General features: G+C 42.9%; 18 protein-coding genes and 3 pseudogenes. 11 read left to right on the forward strand and 10 right to left on the reverse strand.

Annotated features, from left to right (window positions below; translation table 11 throughout):
• Nucleotides 1–32: 32 nt before the first annotated feature.
• Together R2I63_RS08285 and cysS are read left to right on the forward strand one after the other, a co-directional pair.
• Complete coding sequence (locus R2I63_RS08285; protein ID WP_338140841.1) at nt 33–2,726, forward strand: AMP-binding protein; 2,694 nt, start codon at nt 33–35, stop codon at nt 2,724–2,726.
• A complete protein-coding gene (cysS, locus tag R2I63_RS08290) occupies nt 2,719–4,128 on the forward strand; it encodes a cysteine--tRNA ligase (protein WP_316356683.1) in 1,410 nt (469 codons plus the stop codon). Before R2I63_RS08285 ends, cysS begins: the two co-directional genes overlap by 8 nt.
• Nucleotides 4,129–4,345: 217 nt before the next feature.
• On the opposite strand, the gene R2I63_RS08295 is transcribed toward cysS, so the two are convergent.
• Nucleotides 4,346–4,471, reverse strand: a complete 126-nt coding sequence (locus tag R2I63_RS08295) for a hypothetical protein (protein ID WP_316356686.1) — start codon at nt 4,469–4,471, stop codon at nt 4,346–4,348.
• Nucleotides 4,472–4,622: 151 nt separating this feature from the next.
• Here R2I63_RS08295 and R2I63_RS08300 point away from each other — a divergent pair, with 151 nt between their 5' ends.
• Together R2I63_RS08300 and R2I63_RS08305 are read left to right on the forward strand one after the other, a co-directional pair.
• The gene (locus R2I63_RS08300) at nt 4,623–10,004 is read left to right on the forward strand and encodes a hypothetical protein (protein WP_316356688.1); all 5,382 of its coding nucleotides are present in this window, start codon (nt 4,623–4,625) and stop codon (nt 10,002–10,004) included.
• Nucleotides 10,001–10,342: a hypothetical protein gene (locus R2I63_RS08305; RefSeq protein ID WP_316356689.1), complete on the forward strand. Its 342-nt coding sequence runs from the start codon at nt 10,001–10,003 to the stop codon at nt 10,340–10,342. The genes R2I63_RS08300 and R2I63_RS08305 overlap by 4 nt, the downstream gene beginning before the upstream one ends.
• Nucleotides 10,343–10,366: 24 nt before the next feature.
• Here the strand turns inward: R2I63_RS08305 and R2I63_RS08310 are convergent.
• A pseudogene (locus R2I63_RS08310) lies at nt 10,367–10,741 on the reverse strand (IS5 family transposase); the annotation flags it as partial.
• Nucleotides 10,742–10,748: 7 nt separating this feature from the next.
• Between R2I63_RS08310 and R2I63_RS08315 the strand changes: the two are divergent.
• The 3 genes from R2I63_RS08315 (at nt 10,749) to R2I63_RS10710 (ending at nt 12,263) form a co-directional block, all read left to right on the forward strand.
• Nucleotides 10,749–11,684, forward strand: a complete 936-nt coding sequence (locus tag R2I63_RS08315) for a hypothetical protein (protein WP_316356691.1) — start codon at nt 10,749–10,751, stop codon at nt 11,682–11,684.
• A complete protein-coding gene (locus R2I63_RS08320; RefSeq protein WP_316356693.1) occupies nt 11,684–11,977 on the forward strand; it encodes a hypothetical protein in 294 nt (97 codons plus the stop codon). Before R2I63_RS08315 ends, R2I63_RS08320 begins: the two co-directional genes overlap by 1 nt.
• Before the next feature lie 115 nt (nt 11,978–12,092).
• Nucleotides 12,093–12,263 (forward strand): RING finger domain-containing protein, encoded by a 171-nt coding sequence (locus R2I63_RS10710; protein ID WP_445083690.1) that lies wholly within the window; start codon nt 12,093–12,095, stop codon nt 12,261–12,263.
• Here R2I63_RS10710 and R2I63_RS08325 read toward each other — a convergent pair.
• Nucleotides 12,219–12,392 (reverse strand): transposase, encoded by a 174-nt coding sequence (locus R2I63_RS08325; RefSeq protein WP_316356696.1) that lies wholly within the window; start codon nt 12,390–12,392, stop codon nt 12,219–12,221. The genes R2I63_RS10710 and R2I63_RS08325 overlap by 45 nt on opposite strands.
• A 157-nt stretch (nt 12,393–12,549) precedes the next feature.
• Nucleotides 12,550–13,086, reverse strand: a pseudogene (locus tag R2I63_RS08330) (IS630 family transposase); the annotation flags it as partial.
• Between the two features lie 81 nt (nt 13,087–13,167).
• Here R2I63_RS08330 and R2I63_RS08335 point away from each other — a divergent pair.
• On the forward strand, nt 13,168–13,314 hold the full coding sequence (locus R2I63_RS08335) for a hypothetical protein (RefSeq protein WP_316356698.1): 147 nt from the start codon (nt 13,168–13,170) through the stop codon (nt 13,312–13,314).
• Between the two features lie 12 nt (nt 13,315–13,326).
• On the opposite strand, the gene lysS is transcribed toward R2I63_RS08335, so the two are convergent.
• From lysS to R2I63_RS08360, 6 genes and pseudogenes are all read right to left on the reverse strand, one after another.
• Complete coding sequence (gene lysS, locus R2I63_RS08340; protein WP_445083691.1) at nt 13,327–14,901, reverse strand: lysine--tRNA ligase; 1,575 nt, start codon at nt 14,899–14,901, stop codon at nt 13,327–13,329.
• A gap of 84 nt (nt 14,902–14,985) precedes the next feature.
• Nucleotides 14,986–15,648: pseudogene (locus R2I63_RS10715) on the reverse strand (B3/B4 domain-containing protein); the annotation flags it as partial.
• A gap of 76 nt (nt 15,649–15,724) precedes the next feature.
• A complete protein-coding gene (gene priA / locus R2I63_RS08345; protein WP_316356703.1) occupies nt 15,725–17,929 on the reverse strand; it encodes a primosomal protein N' in 2,205 nt (734 codons plus the stop codon).
• A 9-nt stretch (nt 17,930–17,938) separates the two neighbouring features.
• On the reverse strand, nt 17,939–18,415 hold the full coding sequence (locus R2I63_RS08350; RefSeq protein ID WP_316356705.1) for a hypothetical protein: 477 nt from the start codon (nt 18,413–18,415) through the stop codon (nt 17,939–17,941).
• Nucleotides 18,416–18,494: 79 nt separating this feature from the next.
• Nucleotides 18,495–19,304, reverse strand: coding sequence for a hypothetical protein (locus tag R2I63_RS08355; RefSeq protein ID WP_316356708.1), 810 nt, complete (start codon nt 19,302–19,304; stop codon nt 18,495–18,497).
• A gap of 263 nt (nt 19,305–19,567) precedes the next feature.
• Complete coding sequence (locus tag R2I63_RS08360; RefSeq protein ID WP_316359800.1) at nt 19,568–19,861, reverse strand: transposase; 294 nt, start codon at nt 19,859–19,861, stop codon at nt 19,568–19,570.
• 68 nt (nt 19,862–19,929) lie between these two features.
• Here R2I63_RS08360 and R2I63_RS08365 point away from each other — a divergent pair, with 68 nt between their 5' ends.
• The 3 genes from R2I63_RS08365 (at nt 19,930) to R2I63_RS08375 (ending at nt 21,731) form a co-directional block, all read left to right on the forward strand.
• Nucleotides 19,930–20,298, forward strand: coding sequence for an IS630 transposase-related protein (locus tag R2I63_RS08365; RefSeq protein ID WP_316356711.1), 369 nt, complete (start codon nt 19,930–19,932; stop codon nt 20,296–20,298).
• 4 nt (nt 20,299–20,302) lie between these two features.
• Nucleotides 20,303–20,473 (forward strand): hypothetical protein, encoded by a 171-nt coding sequence (locus tag R2I63_RS08370; RefSeq protein WP_316356714.1) that lies wholly within the window; start codon nt 20,303–20,305, stop codon nt 20,471–20,473.
• 64 nt (nt 20,474–20,537) lie between these two features.
• A complete protein-coding gene (locus R2I63_RS08375) occupies nt 20,538–21,731 on the forward strand; it encodes an ISAs1 family transposase (RefSeq protein WP_316356717.1) in 1,194 nt (397 codons plus the stop codon).
• The last annotated feature ends 26 nt before the right edge of the window (nt 21,732–21,757 follow it).

Consider the following 21,757-nt stretch of genomic DNA (forward strand, 5'->3'; position numbering starts at 1 on the left):
TCTTATATTCGCTTCCTGCTATGATGGCTAGAATGCGAAAGGTATTTATTTGGATCGGATCTTATGTGCTCTTGAGGCTCCTCTCTCTCAGGTATAAAATAGAGGTGAAGGGGCTAGACCTTTTGAAGGAAAAACAGGGGAACCTGTTTCTTCCGAATCATCCTGCTGAAATAGAACCCATTGCGATCTATAACCTCTTAGCACGAAAGTTTCATCCCCGTGCGCTTGTAATTGAGCATTTTTACTACTTGCGTGGCGCGCGCTTTTTTATGGATTTGATTCGAGCGCTTCCGTTGCCTAACTTTGAGCTGTCTGCCAATTCTTGGAAGATCAGGCAGGTGGAAAAATGTTTAGACAGGGTTTCAAATGAAATCAAAAAAGGAGAGAATTTCCTTATTTATCCTTCGGGTCATCTGAAGAGAGAAGGACATGAAACCATTGGGGGGAATTCTTTTATTCACTCCCTGTTAGAGTCCTGCCCTGAAACAAAGGTTGTTTTGGTCCGCACCAATGGCTTGTGGGGGAGTTCCTTTTCTTGTGCACTTAGTGAGAAGTCACCTGATTTTTGGAAGGGACTCAGAGAAGGGATAAAGGTCCTCCTAAAAAATTGGATCTTTTTCACCCCAAGGAGGAAAGTAACAATAGAGTTTGAGCGCGCTCCTGCAGACTTTCCTAAGGAAGGAACCCGCCTTGAACTCAATCAATACCTCGAAAATTGGTATAACAAATACACCCTTGAATCCGGGGAAATCGTCACGTCAGAACCTCTTCGGTTGGTCTCATATAGTTGTTTTTCAAAAGTCGTGCCTACCATTACCAAAGAAGAAAAAAAACCGCAGAAAAAAAAGGAACTCGACGTTCCTGATCATATCCGCAGCGAGCTTTATCGAGAGCTAAAAAAGTTGTCAGGAGTCAAAGAAATTACGGAAGAAATGGACCTTTCCCGCGATTTGGGGCTCGATTCTTTGGATTTGGCTAGTGTCTATGCGTTTATTGATCAAAGGTTCGATGTTGAGGCGACGCAGCTGGGTGCATTGAAAACCGTTTATGATATTCTTCTTCTTATTGTTGAAGGGAGTGTGGGCAAACCCAAGATCGATACGGCGAATCTAAAGCATTATGAATGGCCTAAAGAAGATTTCCGTCCCAAAGTGAAATTTCCTGAGGGAAAGACAATTCCAGAGTGTTTCCTTGAAACAGCTGATCGTATGGGAAAAGCGATGGCCTGTGGTGATGAAGTGAGTAAAATCATGAATTATCAAGAAGTCAAACTAGGGATCATCGTCATCGCGCGCAAACTTCAAGAGATGCCTGACAAATATATAGGCGTTCTCCTTCCCTCGACGATGGGTTGCAACCTCATTATCTTGAGCGTTCTTTTTTCTGGAAAGATTCCTGTGATGCTTAATTGGACAGCAGGAGAGAGGAGTATTAATTTTGCGAAAGAGTTATTAGGACTGAAGACGGTCCTTAGTTCTCGCCGGTTTTTAGAGCGTGTCGATGCCCTGGAGCTTGGAACCCTTGAAGAAAATTTGGTTCTCTTAGAAGACTTTCGGCAGGGGGTTTCCATTTGGAATAAGCTTTCAGGTCTTTATTTTGCTCGCAAGAAGAAAGCTGTACTCTACAAAAAATTTACACTTCAAAACATCAAGGAAAACGATCCAGCTGTGATCCTCTTCACAAGTGGAACCGAAAACTATCCTAAGGCAGTACCCCTTTCCCATAAGAATATCCTGAGCAATGAACGCGCTGCTTTCCAATGCGCTGATATTTACAAAGAAGACATCCTATATGGTGTCCTTCCTCCTTTTCATTCTTTCGGGTTTTCAGTCACAGGGCTTCTTCCTATTTTATTAGGTGTACGCGTCTTTTATGCACCTGATCCGACTGACTCTCATGGGATGGCCCGTGACTGTTTCTATCGAAAGATTACCATTCTCTGCTGCGCTCCTAGCTTCTACCGTAATCTCTTTCGAGTCGCAACACCACGGCAGCTTAAAAGTGTTCGTCTATTTGTTGCTGGTGCTGAAAAAGCCACACCTGAGCTCTTTGAATATGTGAAACGCCTTGGTGGGAACAAAGAGATGATTGAAGGATACGGGATTACCGAATGCTCTCCCTTTGTCACAATTAACAGGCAAGGAGTTCCTCGCGTTGGTGTTGGGCAATCGGCTCCTGGAGTTGAGCTTTGTGTGATCCATCCCGAAACGGATGAAAAAATTCCGAGCGATCAACAGGGGGAGATTTGCATTCGAGGACCCAATGTTTTTAAGGGATACCTTGGCAAAGATGCTCCGAATCCCTTTGTAGAAGTAGATGGGAAGCAATGGTACCGAAGTGGTGACCTTGGACATATCGCGCCGGATGGATCTCTTATTTTAGGCGGGCGTCTCAAGCGCTTTGTCAAAATTGGAGGAGAAATGGTAAGCTTGGTGGCACTCGAAGAGGCTATCACAGCATATGCGCTGCAAAATAAGCTTATCAAAGCAAATGCAGAGGAGCCGCAGCTTGCAGTGGGTGTTAAAGAGGGAGATAAACCAGCGCTCATTCTTTTTACGACTTTTGATTTAGAAAAAGATGTGGCTAACGGCGTTCTCAAAGAGGATGGGTTTGCGCGGATTATTAAGCTTTCAGCGGTCTATAAAATCGATGAAATTCCCATGACGGGTACTGGAAAAATTCAGCTCAGGAGGATCCGAGAGCTAATTGAGGAAATGCATGCTTAGAATCTTTAATACTGAAACTCGTGTAAAAGAGGATATCTCTCTCTCTAGAGGGGAAGATACTCTCAAAATGTATACCTGTGGTCCTACTGTCTATAACTACGCTCATATTGGCAATTTTCGCACCTACGTGTTTGAAGATCTCCTCCGTCGCTCTCTTAAATATTTTGGTTTTCCTTTAAAACAGGTTATGAATCTCACCGATGTTGAAGATAAAACCATCCTTGCTGCAAAGGAAAAGGGAGTTCCCCTTGCTGAGCATACACAGATCTATAAAGACGCTTTTTTTGAAGATCTCAAAACTTTGAATGTGGAACCCGTAGAAATTTACTCACCGGCAACTGACTACATTCCTGAAATGATCACAATGATTGCAACTTTGGTTGAAAAGGGATATGCCTATCAAGGAAAGGATGGGGGAGTTTACTACAGCATTAAAAACTTTCCCTCATATGGACGCCTTTCCCACCTCAAGCTCGATACTCTTCAAGAGGGAGCTTCCGAGCGTGTTTCCGACGATGAGTATGACAAAGAATCAGCCTCTGATTTTGTCCTTTGGAAACCCTATGATGAAGAAAGAGATGGAGATGTTTTTTGGGAGAGTCCCTTTGGAAAAGGACGCCCTGGCTGGCATGTTGAGTGCTCTGCAATGGCAACAAAGCTTCTTGGTGAGACCATAGACATTCATGTTGGCGGCGTCGATAATATCTTCCCTCATCATGAAAATGAAATTGCGCAGTCCGAAGGATGTACAGGAAAGCATTTTGTTCGGCATTGGATCCATGCTGAACATCTCATTGTTAATGGGAAAAAAATGTCCAAAAGTCTCGGGAATTTTTATACACTTCGCGACCTTCTTGATAAAGGATACACGGGCTTGGAAGTGCGTTATCTCCTTCTGTCAACTCACTATCGAACCCAACTCAACTTCACACTTGAAGGGATTGAGGCCTCTCGCCAAACATTAAGCCGTCTCCGTGAGTTTATCTGCCGTCTCCGCGGCGTTAATGCTCCTACTGGTGATTCCACTAAGGTTTTGATTGAAAAGGCCCGTCAAACCTTTAATGAAGCCCTTAGCGATGATCTCAACATCTCTGCAGCACTAGCTGCGCTCTTTGATATGATTAAACCTATCAATGCTCTCATCGATGCTTCAAAAATCACCTCTGATGAGGCTCAAGATGTTCTCTCCTTTCTTGAAGAAATCGACGCGGCTTTAGGTGTTCTTCCCTTGGAAGAGGAGACACTTTTCATCCCTACAGATGTTCAAGAAGCATTCGAGAAGAGGCAAGCAGCGCGCGCAGGCAAAGACTGGCCCGAGGCTGACAAGCAAAGAGACTACATCCATTCTCAGGGTTACCAAATCAAAGACAGTCCAGAAGGCTCTCGAGTTATCAAAGGCTAATCCAATAGACTTATGAGCCTATCCTGTGTTTAATAAATATTTTTAATCAGAAACTTCAACCAAAAATCTATAAGGGCAAACTGTAAAAACCCTCTGATTCCATTTTTCCAAGCCAGCTATGAGCCGTTGAGCGATGAGCAAAATTCTTTCCTTTGGGCAGAGCCCACCAAGGAGATCCTGTGCTTAAGACCCAGAAAATTGAGTTGATAACAGGTCTCTATGGATGAAGTTTTCTTCCTCGACAATTTCTGCTCGTCCATTCTTCCATTAGAGGCTCTAACAACTTAAAATACTTTTCACTTAACCCTTGGAACACCTTTTCCTCCGCTGTTCTTATTTTCAAAGGGTTGAGTATGCTAAAATTTTTTATTTAATACAAGATAGGTTTATCAACCTGAACCGATTTTGACATCTAAACAAGGTAATTATTTATTCTCTTTGGTATTCTATAATCTTTGGCAATTATAACAAGAATATAAGGATTTAAATCTAATATGTCAGCTTCTTTGCCAAGTGTCTCGACCAAGAAACCTCAAATCCAGTCATTAGAACAAAGTTATCTGCAGTACGGCTATTTATCTCCAGAAAGCATCCCTGATCGCATTCAAGCGAATACAGTCCATATTTCCTACCTTAAGGGAAAAGTCACTGCTGAAATTCGTGGGTCCAGTCTTTTTCAGCTGGGGTATCAGGAAATCAATGAATACTTCCAAAGACTATTTAAAACTCTTTCTGCAAGGCTGAAAGGAGAGCAGCCAGTCATTAACGCAGCATCAAGTGAACTCGTCACTCAATTTGGGACATGTCACTCTCGCTATCATGCCAATCACATTGGTTCTTTATATGAGGATATTTATGAAACAACTGCTGGAAGAGTGATTATCGACCGTATCCCTTCGAGGCAATTGGTCGATCAACTCCGTGCTCTTTTAAAAGGCAATTTTCAATGGATCCAAGAGCAATTTGCTCAAGTCCTTCGTGGAGAAGGGCGCATGATTGTTGAAAATATCGATCTAGATAGCCGTGACAGCTCCTATCTCCAATACTCTTTTCTAAAGCCCTTTTCTATGCTTTTCCCCAAAAGAAGCGATACCCTTAAGACAATTTATGCCTCCCTTTTAGAAATTGAATGGCTAGAACATGACCAAAAACAATTGACCGGTTATTTAGAAAAACGTGGGTCTTTAGTCACAAAATCGCTGACTCCAAAACAACCTTCCAAATATGACGAGCTTTTTGAAAGCCAAGACCGATTTAGTTCTGCTCCCCATGGACGACTCAAAGCAAACCTACGCTGCCGACTCCATCTTCAAGGCCAAGTCTCTGACTCTTTTCATCATACATCTCTTTTTCAAGTTGGCAAGCAAGAAGATAATGCTCATTTTCAAGAGCTCTTTAAAAGCTTCTTTGCTCAAGCTCGAGGAGCAGAACCACTCGTTAAAGCAGCAGCAGCAATACTCATCAACCGTTTTGGATATCCTGATGTTTGTGAGGTGTATAAAGAGGAGCTTTCCGAGCCTATTTATAGAAGTGAATTTGGCGAATATGGAAGTCGTGTATATACCCAAACCCATACAACCCACAGAATACCTCGAGAAAGGGTTCTTGAAGAGCTGCACCACCTTATTGAAAAAAGCTATGGCCTCAAACGCCGTTTTTTAGAAGCCTTGAGGCAAGAAGGGCGGATGCTTACAGAAGGACTGAAAGTCACTGACCGTGATTATTCTGGTCTTAGAGCTCCAAACCACCTTGTTCTGCATTATCCCGTAAAATTTTATGGCCATTTATTTTCACGTTGCCAGGAGAAGCTCGAAGACATCTTTACCAAACTTTTAGTTACTGCTTGGCTTGAAGAAGACTCCAAACAGCTTAGCATCTATTTAGGGCTTACTCAGCCTGTTTCTGAAGAGATACCTGACCTTCCCCTTGCCTTTATATATAATGGACAAGCCTATGGCATTAGAAAAACGAAACCCGATGGAACCTGCGCACTGCACGCTCTATTAGGAAAAGCTCCTGACGGTGAATACTGTTATCAAGGAGATATAGATGTCAGAGAAGTTTTTATCGAAAAGATCAAAGCCAAAAAGACTGAGCTCAGTATCCAAGAGCTTCTTCACGACATTTTAATCGGTCATCTTAACGCTGAGGGAGATCCTTCTTCTCAAATGCTCTTTAAAGGACTTGCAGGGCAAAGGCTCAAACAAGCTCATCATGATCTAAGCAAAGGTTTTAAAGGGAGACTAGCAAGCTCTAAGCAAACAGAAGCCGAGCTGTGGATCCAAGAACTAGGAGTGCTCAGAGGCAAGCTTTTACACGAAGCCAGAAAGTCTTCTCGCTACGATGGCATGACAGACCTCGAGATTATTGAAGCTCTCCAAGAGAACACCACCTACCTCTTAGACATTATTATACCTGAGAAGCGCGCTTTTCTAGCCCTCATTCATCGAGAAAAACAAGAAAGGGTTCAAGAGGAACACAATAAACAAGACCTCCTCTTGAATCAGTGGTATCAAGCTGAAAAAGCCTTCATCTTAACTGAAGTCTACCCCCACTACCTCACCCTGCTCGCAAACCCAGATTTTTACCTCAACACCCAAGAAATCACACTTGCTGCCTTCCTTTTTAATAAAAAAGCTCAAGTCCTCAATTCCCAAGGGACTGCAACCGAGGTTATTCATAGAGAACTTGAAGCAGAACCCATCCTCATCTATCACGAAGGCTGTCATTTTTCTCGCTGCACCCCTTGTAGCCGAGAAGAGACCACCCGATTAAAAGATCCTCAAGACGTTCTCAAGAGTCACGAAAGGCGCCAAGATGCTCAGGGTTATGTGGAAGCTAAGTCACTTGCTGAGCACCAACGAAGAAAAGATCAATTTGCCCTGCAAACGCTAAACCTCTCCCTAAAAGAAGAAGCCTCACAACTCATTGTTTCTGGAGGGCTTTCTGCTATGGCAAGCAACCCCATCCCCCTCCTTATGCAACTCTCCAGAACGCTCATTAACTCCAGTGGATCCTACATTGATCCACTGAACGAGTCCGGGGAAGTTCAGTTTCTCAAGCTCCTTGGGAACTCAGGGTTTGTCCGCCTTTTGGGGGGCAATATGCTTCAAATCGGGACATCATTAACCGTAGATCTTGTATCACTCGCAACACGTCCTAAAGAACTAAGTCGAGGAGAATCCACCATAAGAAGCTTTGGGATGGCCGCACTAAAAGGAATTGGAACGTTAGACGAAAAGAAATTTGTCGAGCAGATCCTAGGAGCCCTCGTCTCAGAAGCAAGTCAAACGATCATCCCTGAGGCTCAAAAAAGTGACATATGGGAAGAAAGGCTTGTAAGAGCTCTTTTTACCAACGCAGATATACAAGGAGCCTTTGTCGACCACATGGTCGAAGGAATGCTCAAAAAGGAATCCAAACCAAAAGTTAGCGAGTCCCTAGATCCAGAACAAGCTAAGTATCCTAAGCGGGTACTACCTGAGGTTGACGAGCTTACAGGTCAGGAAGTGCTTGTTATTCTTGAGGGTGTTGATCCGGGGGACACGGCTATTGTCGCTCCTCGTGTTATTCAGATGCAAGACCCAGAAGCATACGTGCGTTTGCAGAAGGAGAAAGAATTGGAAGTTGCAAAACTCCCTTCTCTAGAAAAAACAGCAGAAGCCGATAAAAAACAGTATGATAAAGACCATAAAGACAAAGTAAAATACAAGGGCAAAAAAGACGACTCAAAAAGTCCATATGGTCTTATAAAATATGGCAATCTTCACAAAAAAGCCAGAGAAGCCTGCGCCATATCAAAACCCAAAGCGGAAAAATCTGCGCAAAAACTCACAGATCAAAAAAACACAATTGCAGACATTGACCGCAAGATAACCGAAGCTAGCGCCCCGAAACAGATCAACGCCCCAGATACCCATATTCATAGAGTTTTTAAAGAAAGCACAAAAAAGAACCATCATGTTTATATTGTTGATTCTAGAGGCGACAAACATAGCCTTGGAAAGTATTCCACAGCTGAAGATGCGCGTTTCATTTCTGGAGTGTTTACAAGAGGAGAGGCGAATAAGGCCAATTACAATATCCAGTGCTACGATATACAACAGCAAATGTTAACTACAGGAGTTCCTATAGGACAAATTCCTAATACCCCAGAGTTTAAAACGCCGAGTTTTAGCGGGAATGATGTCGACAAAAATCATAGCTCTGCTCAGCAAACGTCCTTTTTTAATAGGGAAGTTTTTCAAGACTTTGTAAAGGATTCAGAGCAAATAATGGGAAGATCGATCGAGGTTCAAGGACTTTCTCGAGCAGAAATCCATCAAATCTCTAGTCAGGCCGCTCCGAATATTAAAGAAATTCCTCAGGATAGTCTTTGGGACAAAACCGTAAAAGCTCCAGGGAAGGCCTATGATGCAACCTCTAAATTTTTGGGTAAAATTGGGTTCTCGACTCAGGGAGGTGTTAACCTTGTTACAGTTTCTTCTCCTGAAACAGCTAGTGCTAGTGGCCAACCTACATTTTTTCATCATGACTTAAAACCAGCATCTACCAGCAAGCCCCCCTCATCCTACTTTGAAACGCGCCATCAAATAGCAATTGAAGAGAGTAGAATTCATGGCAGAGATTCTGCGAGCTTAAGCAGTTCCACGCAACCACTTGGGTCAAAGGTAAGCCAATCTCCTCAATGGGACTGGCCAGACACTCAAGCCCACCAAACCCGGCAGATCTTCGAAATGAATATGGCTTATCAATCTCCCTCCCAATCGACAAGCGCCCCCCTTGACTACTCCTGGATGGTTCCTGAAGGGCTGGCTTCAAACTACCAGCTGCCCTCCACAGACCTCAGCTCCCTTGGACGAAACTCTTCTCCCTCGATGTCTCCACAAGTTCCTCAAGGACCGCTGCAACTCGCAGGCCTGGTTCCCTGCATCCCCGGAGGAGCGCAATCAGATCCAGTCCAAAAACTTCTTGTGAATGACTTTACAAAGAGTGTTCCTAAAGGACCAATGAAAATCGCCACAGCGATTATGAGTCTGATGCTCCCCGACATGTCAGACATCAAGGGTGCAGAGTGTCCTAAAGCGCATTTTAAGAGAGTGGCTAATCATGTCTTTCAAAAATATGATCAGATCGTAGAGATACAAAACCCTAATAGCTTCGGTGCACAAGCCGGAGAATTTGTTGGAGAGATGATTGCCCTCGGAGGCATAGGAAAAGTCATCCGTGTTGCAGAGGGGATTTCCATCTTCGGTATGGCCTGCGAAGGAGGTTTTATTGGAGCCGTTGTTGCTGAAGCCCATGACACCAACAAAGTGGCTGGAGTGGCTTTTGGATTTATCGGAGGAGCCGGAACAGGAAAGGCCATAAAGCTTCTTTTCAGAACCCATGCACCAACACCCCTTATCGATCGCGCCTTGACCATCAAGCCCGAAGCCTTCAGCCAAGAGATCCGAGCAATCGAGGCCATGCAACAGCCATTCTATAGGAGTGGGTTTGTGAGTGAAAAAGCTGCCATGAAGTTAGCTGAGAGAAATGTGTCCAAGATTCGAACAGATTGGGTATTTCCTAAAAAAGGTGGGGCAATGATTAATGGTCGGTGGTATACCGAGCATGCTTTAGAAAGAATGGCCCCTAGAACACCTGAAGTTATGGCTGAGTTGGAGGTAAGAGCTTTAAATAGAGCAGCAGCTGAAGGGATAAAACCACAGACCAAAGAGTTTAAAGATTTTTGGTTAAAGCATAGACCCGATCCCAGAAATATCCCTCCTTCTGTTGTTGAAGCAGAAATAGCTAACCCAGGATCCACCAGTATCCGTGTAGAACTTAATGATAGAGGTGATATAATTACAGTAATGCCAGGAGGAAAAAGATGAAAGTAGATATAACAGAATTACTTATTTTTTTTGATGAATTACGTGACTGCTCTAATGAAGAAGAAGGGTTTTATTGGTTTAAATCAAATTATAAAAATAAGTTTTTTTTGACTTTAATGCTTTCTATATATGAAGAAAAAGCTGCTATTACTGTTTATATGGATGGAGAAGCAGTCACAACGAGTTTGCATTTTAAAAGTTGTTTTTCAGTGAACATTTTAGACCAAGAGAAAAAATGTCTGGAGATTTTGCATAAAAATGGAAGGTGTTTTTTATCTCTAAATGAAGGGCTAAATGTGGAATATGAAGAACTAAATGAGAGTGATTTAGACTTATGAGCTAGAGTGTGCTAGATAGTGCCGTCATGAGATAGAAGCCCAAAGAGCGATACAACGAATTTGCACTGCAGCTATGAATGAAGCTGTGTTTTTGGCATATCGAGTGGCTATTCCACGCCATCGTTTTAGGTGGAGAAAAGCATTTTCTACAAGGTGTCGAAGCTTATATAGTTCTTTATCAAATTCTCTCCATTTTTTGCGATTTGACCTCAGAGGAATGACTGGATTTATGCCCTGACTCTCGGCTTGCAATATAATTGCGTCACTATCATAAGCTTTATCGGCGAGCAAATGCTCTGCTGAAATACCTTGGATCAAGAAACTTGCTTGAGTGCTGTCATGAGTGGCACCTTGCGTAACAACAATTCGGACTGGCATACCATGCGCATCCACGGCCAAAGGACCAATGAAAATCGCCACAGCGATTATGAGTCTGATGCTCCCCGATATGTCAGATATCAAGGGTGCAGAGTGTCCTAAAGCGCATTTTAAGAGAGTGGCTAATCATGTCTTTCAAAAATATGATCAGATCGTAGAGATACAAAACCCTAATAGCTTCGGTGCACAAGCCGGAGAATTTGTTGGAGAGATGATTGCCCTCGGAGGCATAGGAAAAGTCATCCGTGTTGCAGAGGGGATTTCCATCTTCTGTATGGCCTGCGAAGGAGGTTTTATTGGAGCCGTTGTTGCTGAAGCCCATGACACCAACAAAGTGGCTGGAGTGGCTTTTGGATTTATCGGAGGAGCCGGAACAGGAAAGGCCATAAAGCTTCTTTTCAGAACCCATGCACCAACACCCCTTATCGATCGCGCCTTGACCATCAAGCCCGAAGCCTTCAGCCAAGAGATCCGAGCAATCGAGGCCATGCAACAGCCATTCTATAGGAGTGGGTTCGTTACCGATAAGACTGCCATGAAGTTGGCTGCTAGAGAAATTAGGTCAGTGTTTCCTACTAATACCAGTGGGAATAATAGCTATATTTCTTTTCTTGAAAGAGGCAAAGCAAGAGTTATTTCTATTAGCGACATGAGTAAAGCTGGTCAGCTGTCTGATAAAGGAAAAGAAGGTATTTCTAAGGCTGGGAGAGCTTTACAAAAACATTCTGAACGCCCAAACTCAAGCTTCCCAAAGCCAACAGGCAATGTTAAAGAAGTGAATGCTCAAGGACAAAAATATTTAGATGAAATATTGAATCATCCAGAAAAAGTGACTTCTATAGAAAAACCCAAAAGCCTGAACTTTGAAGTATTAGATGTTTTTATTCCTGGGAAGTATGGCGCCAGATTTACCAAGGATGGAAAAAAAATGATTGGATTTTTAGAACCTCCAAGAGGAACATAATGAGTAAAGAAGATTATAAAATAATTATTTGCGATATGCCGCATAGAGAAGAACTTATAGTGGAAGTATACTATAAAAATGAACAATGGCTAGAAGTGTCTGCAGAAGTGCCGCATAATTTTGTAACAAGATTTTATAACAGTGAAAAAACCAATTACTGGGAATTTACCTTTGATGAAGCGATGGAAACTCTTCAAAAAGCAAAGGATATGTTAGCGGCAAAGCAGAGAACTCCCGAACAACAAAAAGCTTATGAAAGAATGATTAAAGAAGCAGAGAAGGAAAGCTCCTAAAGTGTTGGAAAGGTTCTGGCAAACTTCTATCACCCCCCCCCCCCGACTATTTTTGGGTGGTTCCTGAAGGAGCAACTTTCAGCTGTCACCGACTGACCAAAAACACACTTGCAGTATCTGCTTAGATGATGTTTCTTTCCATGTTTATGATATGAGGGAAATGCCTACAGCGTTGGGGTGTGGTCATGTGTATCACATGTCTTGCATCAAAGAGTGGTCTGATCAGAAGTTTAATTGTCCCTTATGTCGAAAAGATATAGAAAGTGGTCTTCCCCCAATTTTGTAGGAGGTATAACCAGTAGCTAAGCGTTGATTTACCAATTCCTAAATCATGTGCCACGTCTTTGATTTTCATCCTTTCTTCTCTGACTAAACGAACTGCATTGGCTTTGAATTCTTTGTCAAATTTCTTCATTCTTTTAAACTCCTCATTTTCTTGAAAAGTCTATATCATATCCGTCCACTTTTTCGGGGCAAGGTCAACGTCTTTGATTTTCATCCTTTCTTCTCTGACTAAACGAACTGCATTGGCTTTGAATTCTTCGTCAAATTTCTTCATTCTTTTAAACTCCTCATTTTCTTGGCCTTCTCACTCTGGTTGGAGTGTCAACAAATGCATTCCATGCATCGCAGCAGGCCATTGTAATCGCATCATAATCTTCATAACAGCGATTCGCTAGATGTTCATCTCGAAGCGTTTGCCATACTTGTTCTGTTGGATTCAACTCTGGAGAAACCGGAGGAAGCGGTAGAAGGCTTATGTTGCTAAACCTTTTAAGTCGCTTTGTTGTATGCCAAGCAGCTCTATCCAGCACAATAACTGCATGCCTTCCTTCAGGAATCTTCATGGAAATGTGCTCAAGATGCACAAGCATTGCTTCTGTATTTACAGCTGGCATTACAAGGCCTACAGCTTCATCTCTGACGGGGCAAATAGCTCCAAATATGTAAGCGTATTCAAATTGCTGCTGACGTGCGAGCCGAGGACGTGTTCCTTTATTGGCCCATGTACGGGTTACAGTGCCTCTTTGCCCCACTCTAGCCTCATCTTGGAACCAAATATCAACAGACTCTATTTCTACTCCTGCTGGCAATGCCTCAACTACTTTTTCTGAGAAGTTTTTTTAAAAGTCTTGTAGTGCTCCCCATTAAGCAAGCAAAAAAACTGGTCATATCGCTATAAACTGACTGTGGAACAGCTTGTCAATAACCCGGAAGTCTCAGAACTTATTCAAACGATTTTATCTCCTATCCGTCCTGAATCACCGATCTCTTCAGTTCAGCATAATGATTTGAGTTTCGAGTGTCCGACAAATCATCTTTCAGGTGTAAATTGATGGTAGTGTAGTCTACTCTTCAGGACGCATCATGGGAAAGTAAACGACATCACGAATAGAAAAGGCGTCCGTGAAGAGCATTGTCAGACGGTCAATGCCGATTCCAAGCCCTCCTGTCGGGGGCATTCCTTGACAGATCGCTTCAATAAATTCTTCGTCCATAGGATTTGCCTCGTCGTTGCCTCCCTCACGGAGATTGTTTTGATCTTCTAAGAGCTGCCGCTGAAGCTCGGGGTCGTTAAGCTCTGAATAGGCATTGCAGAACTCGTAACCAAGGATAAAGGATTCAAAGCGTTCGACAAACTTTTCTTCGCGGAGCTTGGGATTGCGGTGGAGTTTGCAGAGGGGAGTGGTCTCAATGGGATGGTCGACGATGTGATGGGGCTGGATCAGATGATGTTCTGCAAATTCCTCAAAGAGAAATGCAATGAGTTTTCCACGAGGAGCGTTTTTAAGTTTTTCATCTTCGATCTTTCCTTTGAGTTTTGCTCTCATATCGCTATCTGAAAGTTTATCAGGATCGACTTTTCCATATTTTTTAATGGCATCTTTCATTGAGAGCCGATTCCAAGGAGTTTTAAGATCGATAAGATGTTCATTTCCTTGTTTATCCTTGCGCATTCCAATTTCAGTTGTTCCATAGAGTTCTTTGGCAAGGTAGGCGAATAGGTTTTCGGTCATGGTCATCACGTCGTCATAGTCCCAATAAGCTGCATAAGACTCGAGCATGGTAAACTCAGGGTTATGCGTTCGGTCGATTCCTTCATTCCGATAGACTTTTCCAATTTCAAAAACGCGAGAGAGTCCTCCAACGATAAGCTTTTTTAGTGAAATTTCAATGGCAATACGTAAATACATCGTCTGGTGGAGAGCATTGAGTTCCGAAACAAAGGGACGTGCTTCTGCGCCGCCGTAAATGTTTTGAAGAACGGGGGTCTCGACTTCCATGAAGTCAAGATCTTCCATATAGCGGCGGATTTTTGATACGAGAAAACTTCGTGTTTTCAGACGCGTAACGGCTTCGGGGTTTGTAATTAAATCGAGCCATCTTTTTCGGTAGCGGGTCCCTTTGTCGGTGAGTCCGGCATGCTTGTCAGGGAGGGGAAGGAGGGTTTTACATAGAAGGATAGCTTTTTTTGCAAAGATGGTCAGCTCTCCTTTCTGGGTACGGAAGAGGTGCCCTTCGATGCCGATAATATCTCCGAGATCAAGTTTCTTTTCAATGAACTTAAGGGGGGATTCTCCATCTGGAAGGCCGATGACTTCGGTCTGATCTTTGTTAAACATGACTTGGATCCGCCCGGTCTCATCTTGGGTTTGGCAGAATGCATTTTTCCCCATGGCACGGAAGAGAACAAGACGGCCTGCAACCCGAACAAGATCGGTTGTTCCAGTTCCCGCTGTTTCACTGTCTCCAACCGTCGAGTCTTCATATTTGTCTTGCAGGGCGCGCATCTGATGGGTCGGCTTGTACTTATGAGGGTAAGGGTCCATTCCCATATCGCGAATCTCTTTGAGCTTTTGTTTACGCGTTTTAAATGACTCGTGGGAGTGGTAGTCGGGTTCAGGAATATCGACGGTAATCATGCGATTTTCAAGGTTTGAACCATCGCACATTTTAGAAATTTCTTTATCGAGATAATAAAGCTCTGCCTTTCCACCACAATATTTTTGAATAAGTGCGCTGAGTTCTTTTAACGCTTTTACAATTCCACCTGGGCGCGTATGTTCGAGTCCTTCAATAACGAGGGAGACATTGTTGCTCTCTTCGGTGATTTTAGACTTATCACACTCTCTCCAGTTCCATGCTTTAGACAAGATTTCAAAATCATCGCGGTAAATGATTTCACCTTCTTGAGCTTGTGATTCTTCGCGGGATCCTAGGGTTGTGAAAGATTCTCCTCCTTTCGCCATCGCAAGTCGAATATCGCCATTGATATGGTCCAAATCGTCGGCTCGGGCAGGGAGGCTATACTTTACAGAAATAAGGTTATATAAGTTGACAACAGGGTTGATGCTTGGGAGCTCTTTACCGCCAATGACCCGTCGCAAGAGAGCTTCAGCGGAACATCGATAAGAGGCAGGTTTGTATCCAAATGCTTTATAAGCTTCCCTCCAATCAGCAATTTTGGGCTCCTTCGTGAGCTCTTTACCTTCAAAGTGAGCCTTTACCTTCCCAAAGGTGGCATCCATAAGCTCTGAAATTTCTTCAGCACTCCCTTTGTTTTCAATTCCCTTTAAAATGAGGATTCCCACTTTCAATTCTGGGTATTTTTCAATAACTGAAGGTTCGATGTAAAAATTCATAAGGCCCATGGATGTTTTTGAGTCCATAATAACGGAAATTTTCACTAATATCTAGAGAAAAAAAACTTTTGCTTATAGCCTAGATTGCTACCTTAACTCGGTTTTAAGAAAAGATTGAGGTGGGATCGACGTCGACAAGGAGACGGATCGAGCGGGGCAGGTGCGTTTCAAGGCGCAGTTGCATTAGAATGGAGGAAAGCAGGAGGGGCTTGGTCCCCTTAATGAGAAGCTTGAAGCGGAAGTTGTCTTTGATTTTAGCGTAGCCGCAGGGAATAACGGGATAAAGGGTAAAGTCTGAGGGGAGGTTTTTCAGAAGGGCTCTATGAAATGTATCCGCAATCTGTTTCACATGGCCCTCATTTTTCCCTGAAAAGATCAGCTTAGTAAGGCGCGAAAAAGGGGGAAAAGCAAAGAGTTCTCGCGCTTCCATTTCTTCATTGAAGAATGTTTTATAATCCTCTTTTGAGGCATGCTGGAAAATAGGATGTCCTTTTAGGGAGGATTGAACAATCACTTCTCCCTTTAGGTCGCCGCGTCCTGACCTTCCTGAAACTTGTGTCAGAAGTTGAAAGACATTTTCACCAGAGCGAAAATCAGGGAGGTTCAGAGCTCCATCTGAGTTCAGCACACCGACAAGGGTGACAGCAGGAAAGTGAAGTCCTTTAGCGATCATTTGTGTTCCAATCAGAACATCGGCTTTTCCTGAGCGGAACTGTTTAAAGAGGAGGTCGTGGCTTCCTTTGTGTCGAGTGGTATCAGCATCCATCCTAAGGGTTCGGATATCGGGAAAAAGGGCGTGAAGCGTTCTTTCTACTTGCTCAGTTCCAACCCCCTTAAAGTGCAATGTTGCAACCTCTTTGCAAAGGGGGCATTCTGTAGGGGGAGGTGCAATCACGTAAGAGCATAAATGGCATGCCAAGTGGTTTGTTTTTTTGTGAAATGTAAGGCTGACTGAGCAGTGAGGGCATTTTACGATTTCTCCGCATCCCGCACACATCTGAAAGGCGTGGTAACCCCGCCTGTTTAAAAAGAGGAGAGTCTGTTCCCCTTTTTCTAGGCGGAGTTTAATCGCATCGATGAGCTGGGAGCAAAAGAGGGTGAATCCCTCTGATTTTGCATACTCTGTCTTCATATCGACGACTTTGACCTCAGGAAGGGAAGCATTTTTTGCTCGCTTCATGAGGGTAGATAGTGTGTATTTTCCCGCCTTTGCATTTGCATAACTTTCAAGAGAGGGTGTAGCGCTGCCTAGAACCACTGTTGCACTCGAGAATTTCCCCCGCATAATTGCTACATCACGAGCATGGTAACACGGCTCTTCATCCGTCTGTTTGTAAGAGGATTCATGCTCTTCATCAACGATGATCAGTCCCAGATTTTTCACGGGGCTAAAGATTGCAGAACGGGCTCCTACAACGATTTGGATGTCTCCTTTGCGGATTCCATGCCAAATGTCAAAACGTTCCCCATCGCTTAAGCGGTGATGGAGGATTCCCATTTTTTCGGTAAAACGAGACTTTAGTCTTTCGATTGTTTGAGAAGTGAGGGCAATTTCAGGAACAAGAAGAATAATTCCCAGCCCCTGTTTGCGCGCCTTCGCGATAGCTTGCAGATAGATTTCAGTTTTGCCGCTTCCTGTTACACCATGAATCAGGTGTGTCTGAAAGCTTTTTAAGTTTTTAATGATTCTGTCGAAGGCTATTTGCTGTTCATCACTGAGCACTTTTGGCTTTGTAGGGAAAAACTCCATATCTTCCAATGGAGAGCGATTGATCTGCAATTTATCGATCTTTAGGATTCCATCTTTTTCAAGAGTTGTCACTGGACTTCGAGAAGTTCCAGACTCTTCTAATAATTCTGTTAAAAGAATTCCCTTAGGTCTTTTTATAAGTGCATCTAATACCTTTGCTTGGGAGGGGTGATTTTCTCTGAGCGAAATAGTCAACGTTGCGAGCTTTTTGGGAGGGAGAAGTCGACGGACAAAAAGTTGCTCTTTCTCCTGCGTTTCTTTTCGAATGGTTGCAGGAAGAAGAACCTTCAGAATTTTTCGAAACGAGGTGCAATAGTATCGGCTCATCCAATCGGCAAGGCGAAAGAGATCAGGTCCGATTAGAGCTTCTTCAGACAAGATCTCTTTTATGGGCTGCACTTTGGCGACAGAAGGAGTATCCTTTAGCGCGACAACTGTTCCCTTTCTAAGGGAGCTTTGCACGGGGACAAGAACTCGCGTTCCCACCGAAACCTTTTCAATAAGGGCATAGTCAAGGGGGAGGTCTAATCCTTTATCTAAAATGACAGCTGCATACATATCCTCCTATTAAATCCTACGCTGGATTTTTTTCCTAGGCGGTATTATTGGTTTTTTAGGAAAGAAGTGATTGTGTGCTTTATTAAGAGAGTAGGTTGCGAGGTAGATCAGAGCAATAAAGACGATGAAATCTTTTTTGTAAGATGTTTGATCGGGAATATGAAATCGAATGGGTCTGTAGCTAACTTTTTCCCCATCGAGGATGATTCTATCCCAAGTTAAAGGTGCGACCTGGCGGGTAGCAAAGTAAATCTCTTTAGCTTCTGATACATACTTGCATTGTGAGAGTTCTCCATTTTCTAAGTGCCATTTTACCAAGAGGACGACCTGATTTTTTCTAGGATCTCTTTCTCGTTCTATGGCGATTGTGTAAATACTGTCATTATACCGATATTGAATAGGGCGTTGCTCACGTAACCATTTTTCATGAGCTAGGCTTTGGTTTTCAAACCCATGGTAACCTTCGAAAAATTTAACATGTGACATAGAACCTCCTAAAAATTTGGAGAAAAAGGTACTCTACTTTCAAATGAATGTAAAGAAATTATTTGGTCGTTGGGGTTGCTTAGCTAAGGGCGGACTTAATCACGTTCCAAAGAGCTCTCTTAAGGTAGGGATCTTTGAAGTAGAGAGAAAGATCTGGAAGAAGAAGAAGGGGAATCTTTCCAAGCTTTCGCGTTTTTTGCTGAGGATTTTCTTGATAGAAAGGAAGAAGCTCTTTTGTTCCAAAAATCATGGTATCTGGAGCAATGATCAACTTGAGGCTTTCTGATTCTAAAAAGAGGTCCCACTTCTTTGTGAGTTCGATTTCGACGATGCGGCAGGAACCGTAAAGGATGTCGATAGCCTTGGCAATCTTGGTCACAAATGAACGATACTTTTGTCCCTGAAAAAGGATGGGGATTTCTGGGGTATCCCGCTTTTCTTTCCATGCTTCTTTGATTCTTTTGGCTTTATGATCACTGGGAATGCTTTCATGCAAGTAGAGCTCGGAATCAAGCTCCTTCAAGATTTTTCGCATGGTTAGATTTGCTTCTGTCCGAGGGATAGGAGGGGGCTCCAATTCAAAAAACACATTCTTGTGCTCTTTCTTTTTTGGTGTCGGAGATGGTTGGGGGACGTGGGGAATAGGGTTAGCTTTCGGTTTAGGAAGAGGTTTTGTGAGTTTCGGAGGTGGGGGAAGCTCTACCTCTGTTTCCTTCCTTTCAATCTTTGGCTGCAGTTGTCGAACGTACGATAGGGTATCCTCAATTAATGATAGGTATTCTTTTTGGCTCATAACAACCATTAAAACACAAAACCCCTTATGAGAAAAGGGGCATAAAAGGGCTCTGGTGTAAAAAACGCTTGGCTTCTGTAAAATTGAATTTTTCATGTGTTAGGCTCTGTCCTCAGAGTTTACACCACATGATGATCGAAGCAAACAAGAGCGCTCCTTTAAATATACAAACTGTTTTATCATAACGTGTTGCAATTCTTCAAAACTCTTTAGGGCGTGTCCCTAAACTTCCTTTCCAGGATTTGGCCCACCTTTCCCCATCTGTATTTGTGTTTGATCTCAACAACTTTACCAAGTTGCTATCAATCTCCACACGTCAACAGATGAGAAAATCTAGGCACAACTCCTTGGAGAGGACTTCAGGGACACACCCTAATGCGTCCAAAGAACCTTTCGACAGCATTTCGTTCTTTATACGTGTGCTCATCATACTGAATGGTTACTTTCCTACTTTTTCTTCCAGGGATTACCGGAGTAATTCCTCTCTCTACTAAGATTTCCCTAAATGGATCGCTATCATATTCTCTGTCAGCAAGCAAAAAATCACAGTAATCATTTCCTAAAAGAGCTTCTCCCTGGCCAATATCAGATTGCTGACCTGCAGTAATAATAAACCCTAAAGGCATTCCCAACGCATCTACTTTTCCATGAATCTTTTAAGAAAAGCCTCCGCAACTTCTTCCTATAGCTAAAATATTTCGTTTTAGTTATAATTTTTTGAATGACATATTCGCTAGATTTTAGAAAAAAAGTTCTATCGATCCGAAGCAAAGAAAAATTAAGCTTTGCCCAAGTAGCAAAACGCTTTGGAGTAAGTGTAAATAGTGTGTTTCTCTGGTCTAAGAGGTTAGAGCCGAGGCGCACTAAAATCAGACCTGCAATAAAGATTGATAGAGAGATCTTGATGGAGGATATCAAGAAATACCCTGATGCCTTCAACTATGAACGAGCACATCGTCTTAACGTAAGCACTTCAGGCATTCGGTGTGCCATGAAGAGGTTAAGAATTAGCTATAAAAAAAACTCTCAACCATCCCAAGGCCTGCGAAACAAAAAGACAAATCTTTCAAGGAAAAATCGCAGAATATAAACGTTTGGGAAAGCCAATTGTACATATTGATGAAAGCGGGTTTGCCCATGATATGCCCCGCACCCACGATTACTCCAAAATAGGACAACGATGTTTTGGCACTCATGATTGGGGAGCAAAAGGAAGAACAAATGCAATAGGGGCATTACTTGGAACAAGCAGGGACTTTTCATGAAAAAGTTTTGACATTGACTAAGATTTAACAGAAGATAACACTTCTGATTAACTTAGAGGTGTTTATGTCAAAGAAACAAGTGGCCAAGTTCTATTCTGAAGTAGATCAACTCCTAGATCAGCAAGCCTTCATTGAGTCCATAGAAATAGAATTCAAAGATATCCAAGATCCACGTGCTAAAGATAACTTGTCGTATCCGTTGGTTGCCCTACTAGTCATTATCTTAGCAGCGGTCATAGCTGGGGCTAATGCTATCATCCATATTCATGAGTATGCATGTACAAAAATCAGCTTATTCCAACGGCTTCTTGGAATCAAAAAACCTCCCAGCTATACAGTGTTTTGGTGGCTTCTCGTTATGCTAAACCCCCAAAAATTACAAGAGACTTTCATTCGATGGATGAAAGCTCTTCCTGTTGAAGTGAAAAAGCAAATTATCGCAATCGATGGTAAAAGGCTCAATGGGGCATCCAAGCAAACAGTTCATCTTGTCTCGGCTTGGGAAACAGGTCGAAGTTTGTTGCTAGGCCAAGTCAAAACAGAGGAAAAATCAAATGAAATTACTGCCATTCCAGAATTGATAAAAGCCATAGATATCAAAGGATCAATTATCACTATTGACGCTGCAGGCTGTCAGAAAAAAATTGTGGAAGACATTCGCAGGGCAGGAGGCGATTACGTGATAGCTCTAAAAGGCAACCAAGGAACTTTACATGATGAAGCCCAAAACTTCTTCGATCAGGCAAGGGAGGTTGAATATGAAGGGGCAGAGTGTGCTAGGGCCAAGAAAATTGAAAAAGCTCATGGAAGAATCGAGGAGCGAGAAGTTGCTGTAGCCAGTAACCTAGAATGGTTAGACTGTCGAGAAGAGTGGCAAGACTTAAAGACTCTTATCGAAGTAACTTCAAGACGAGAAGTTAGGGGGAAAGTTAGCGTAGAAAAACGTCACTACATCTCAAGCCTTTCTTTAATTCCTCAGGAGGCGATAAAGCTAGTGCGAGGGCACTGGGGAATAGAGAACCATCTTCATTGGATGATGGACGTAGTTTTCAAAGAAGATGCCTGTTGTATAAGCACGGGTAATGCCCCTGAGAATTTTGCGGTTTTTCGGCGAATGGCGCAGTCGATACTTCAGGTAGATGCAAAGGGAGCAAAAGGGATAGCAAAGAGACGGCGGCTAGCTGGGTGGAACGATAGCTATCTTATTAAACTACTTGGAATATTAATCAACGACATCTCTGTAAAGTCTTTTTTATGAAAAGTCCCTGTTGGAACAAGCCTCCT

Source organism: Candidatus Neptunochlamydia sp. REUL1 (assembly GCF_963457595.1).
Taxonomy (GTDB): domain Bacteria; phylum Chlamydiota; class Chlamydiia; order Chlamydiales; family Simkaniaceae; genus Neptunichlamydia.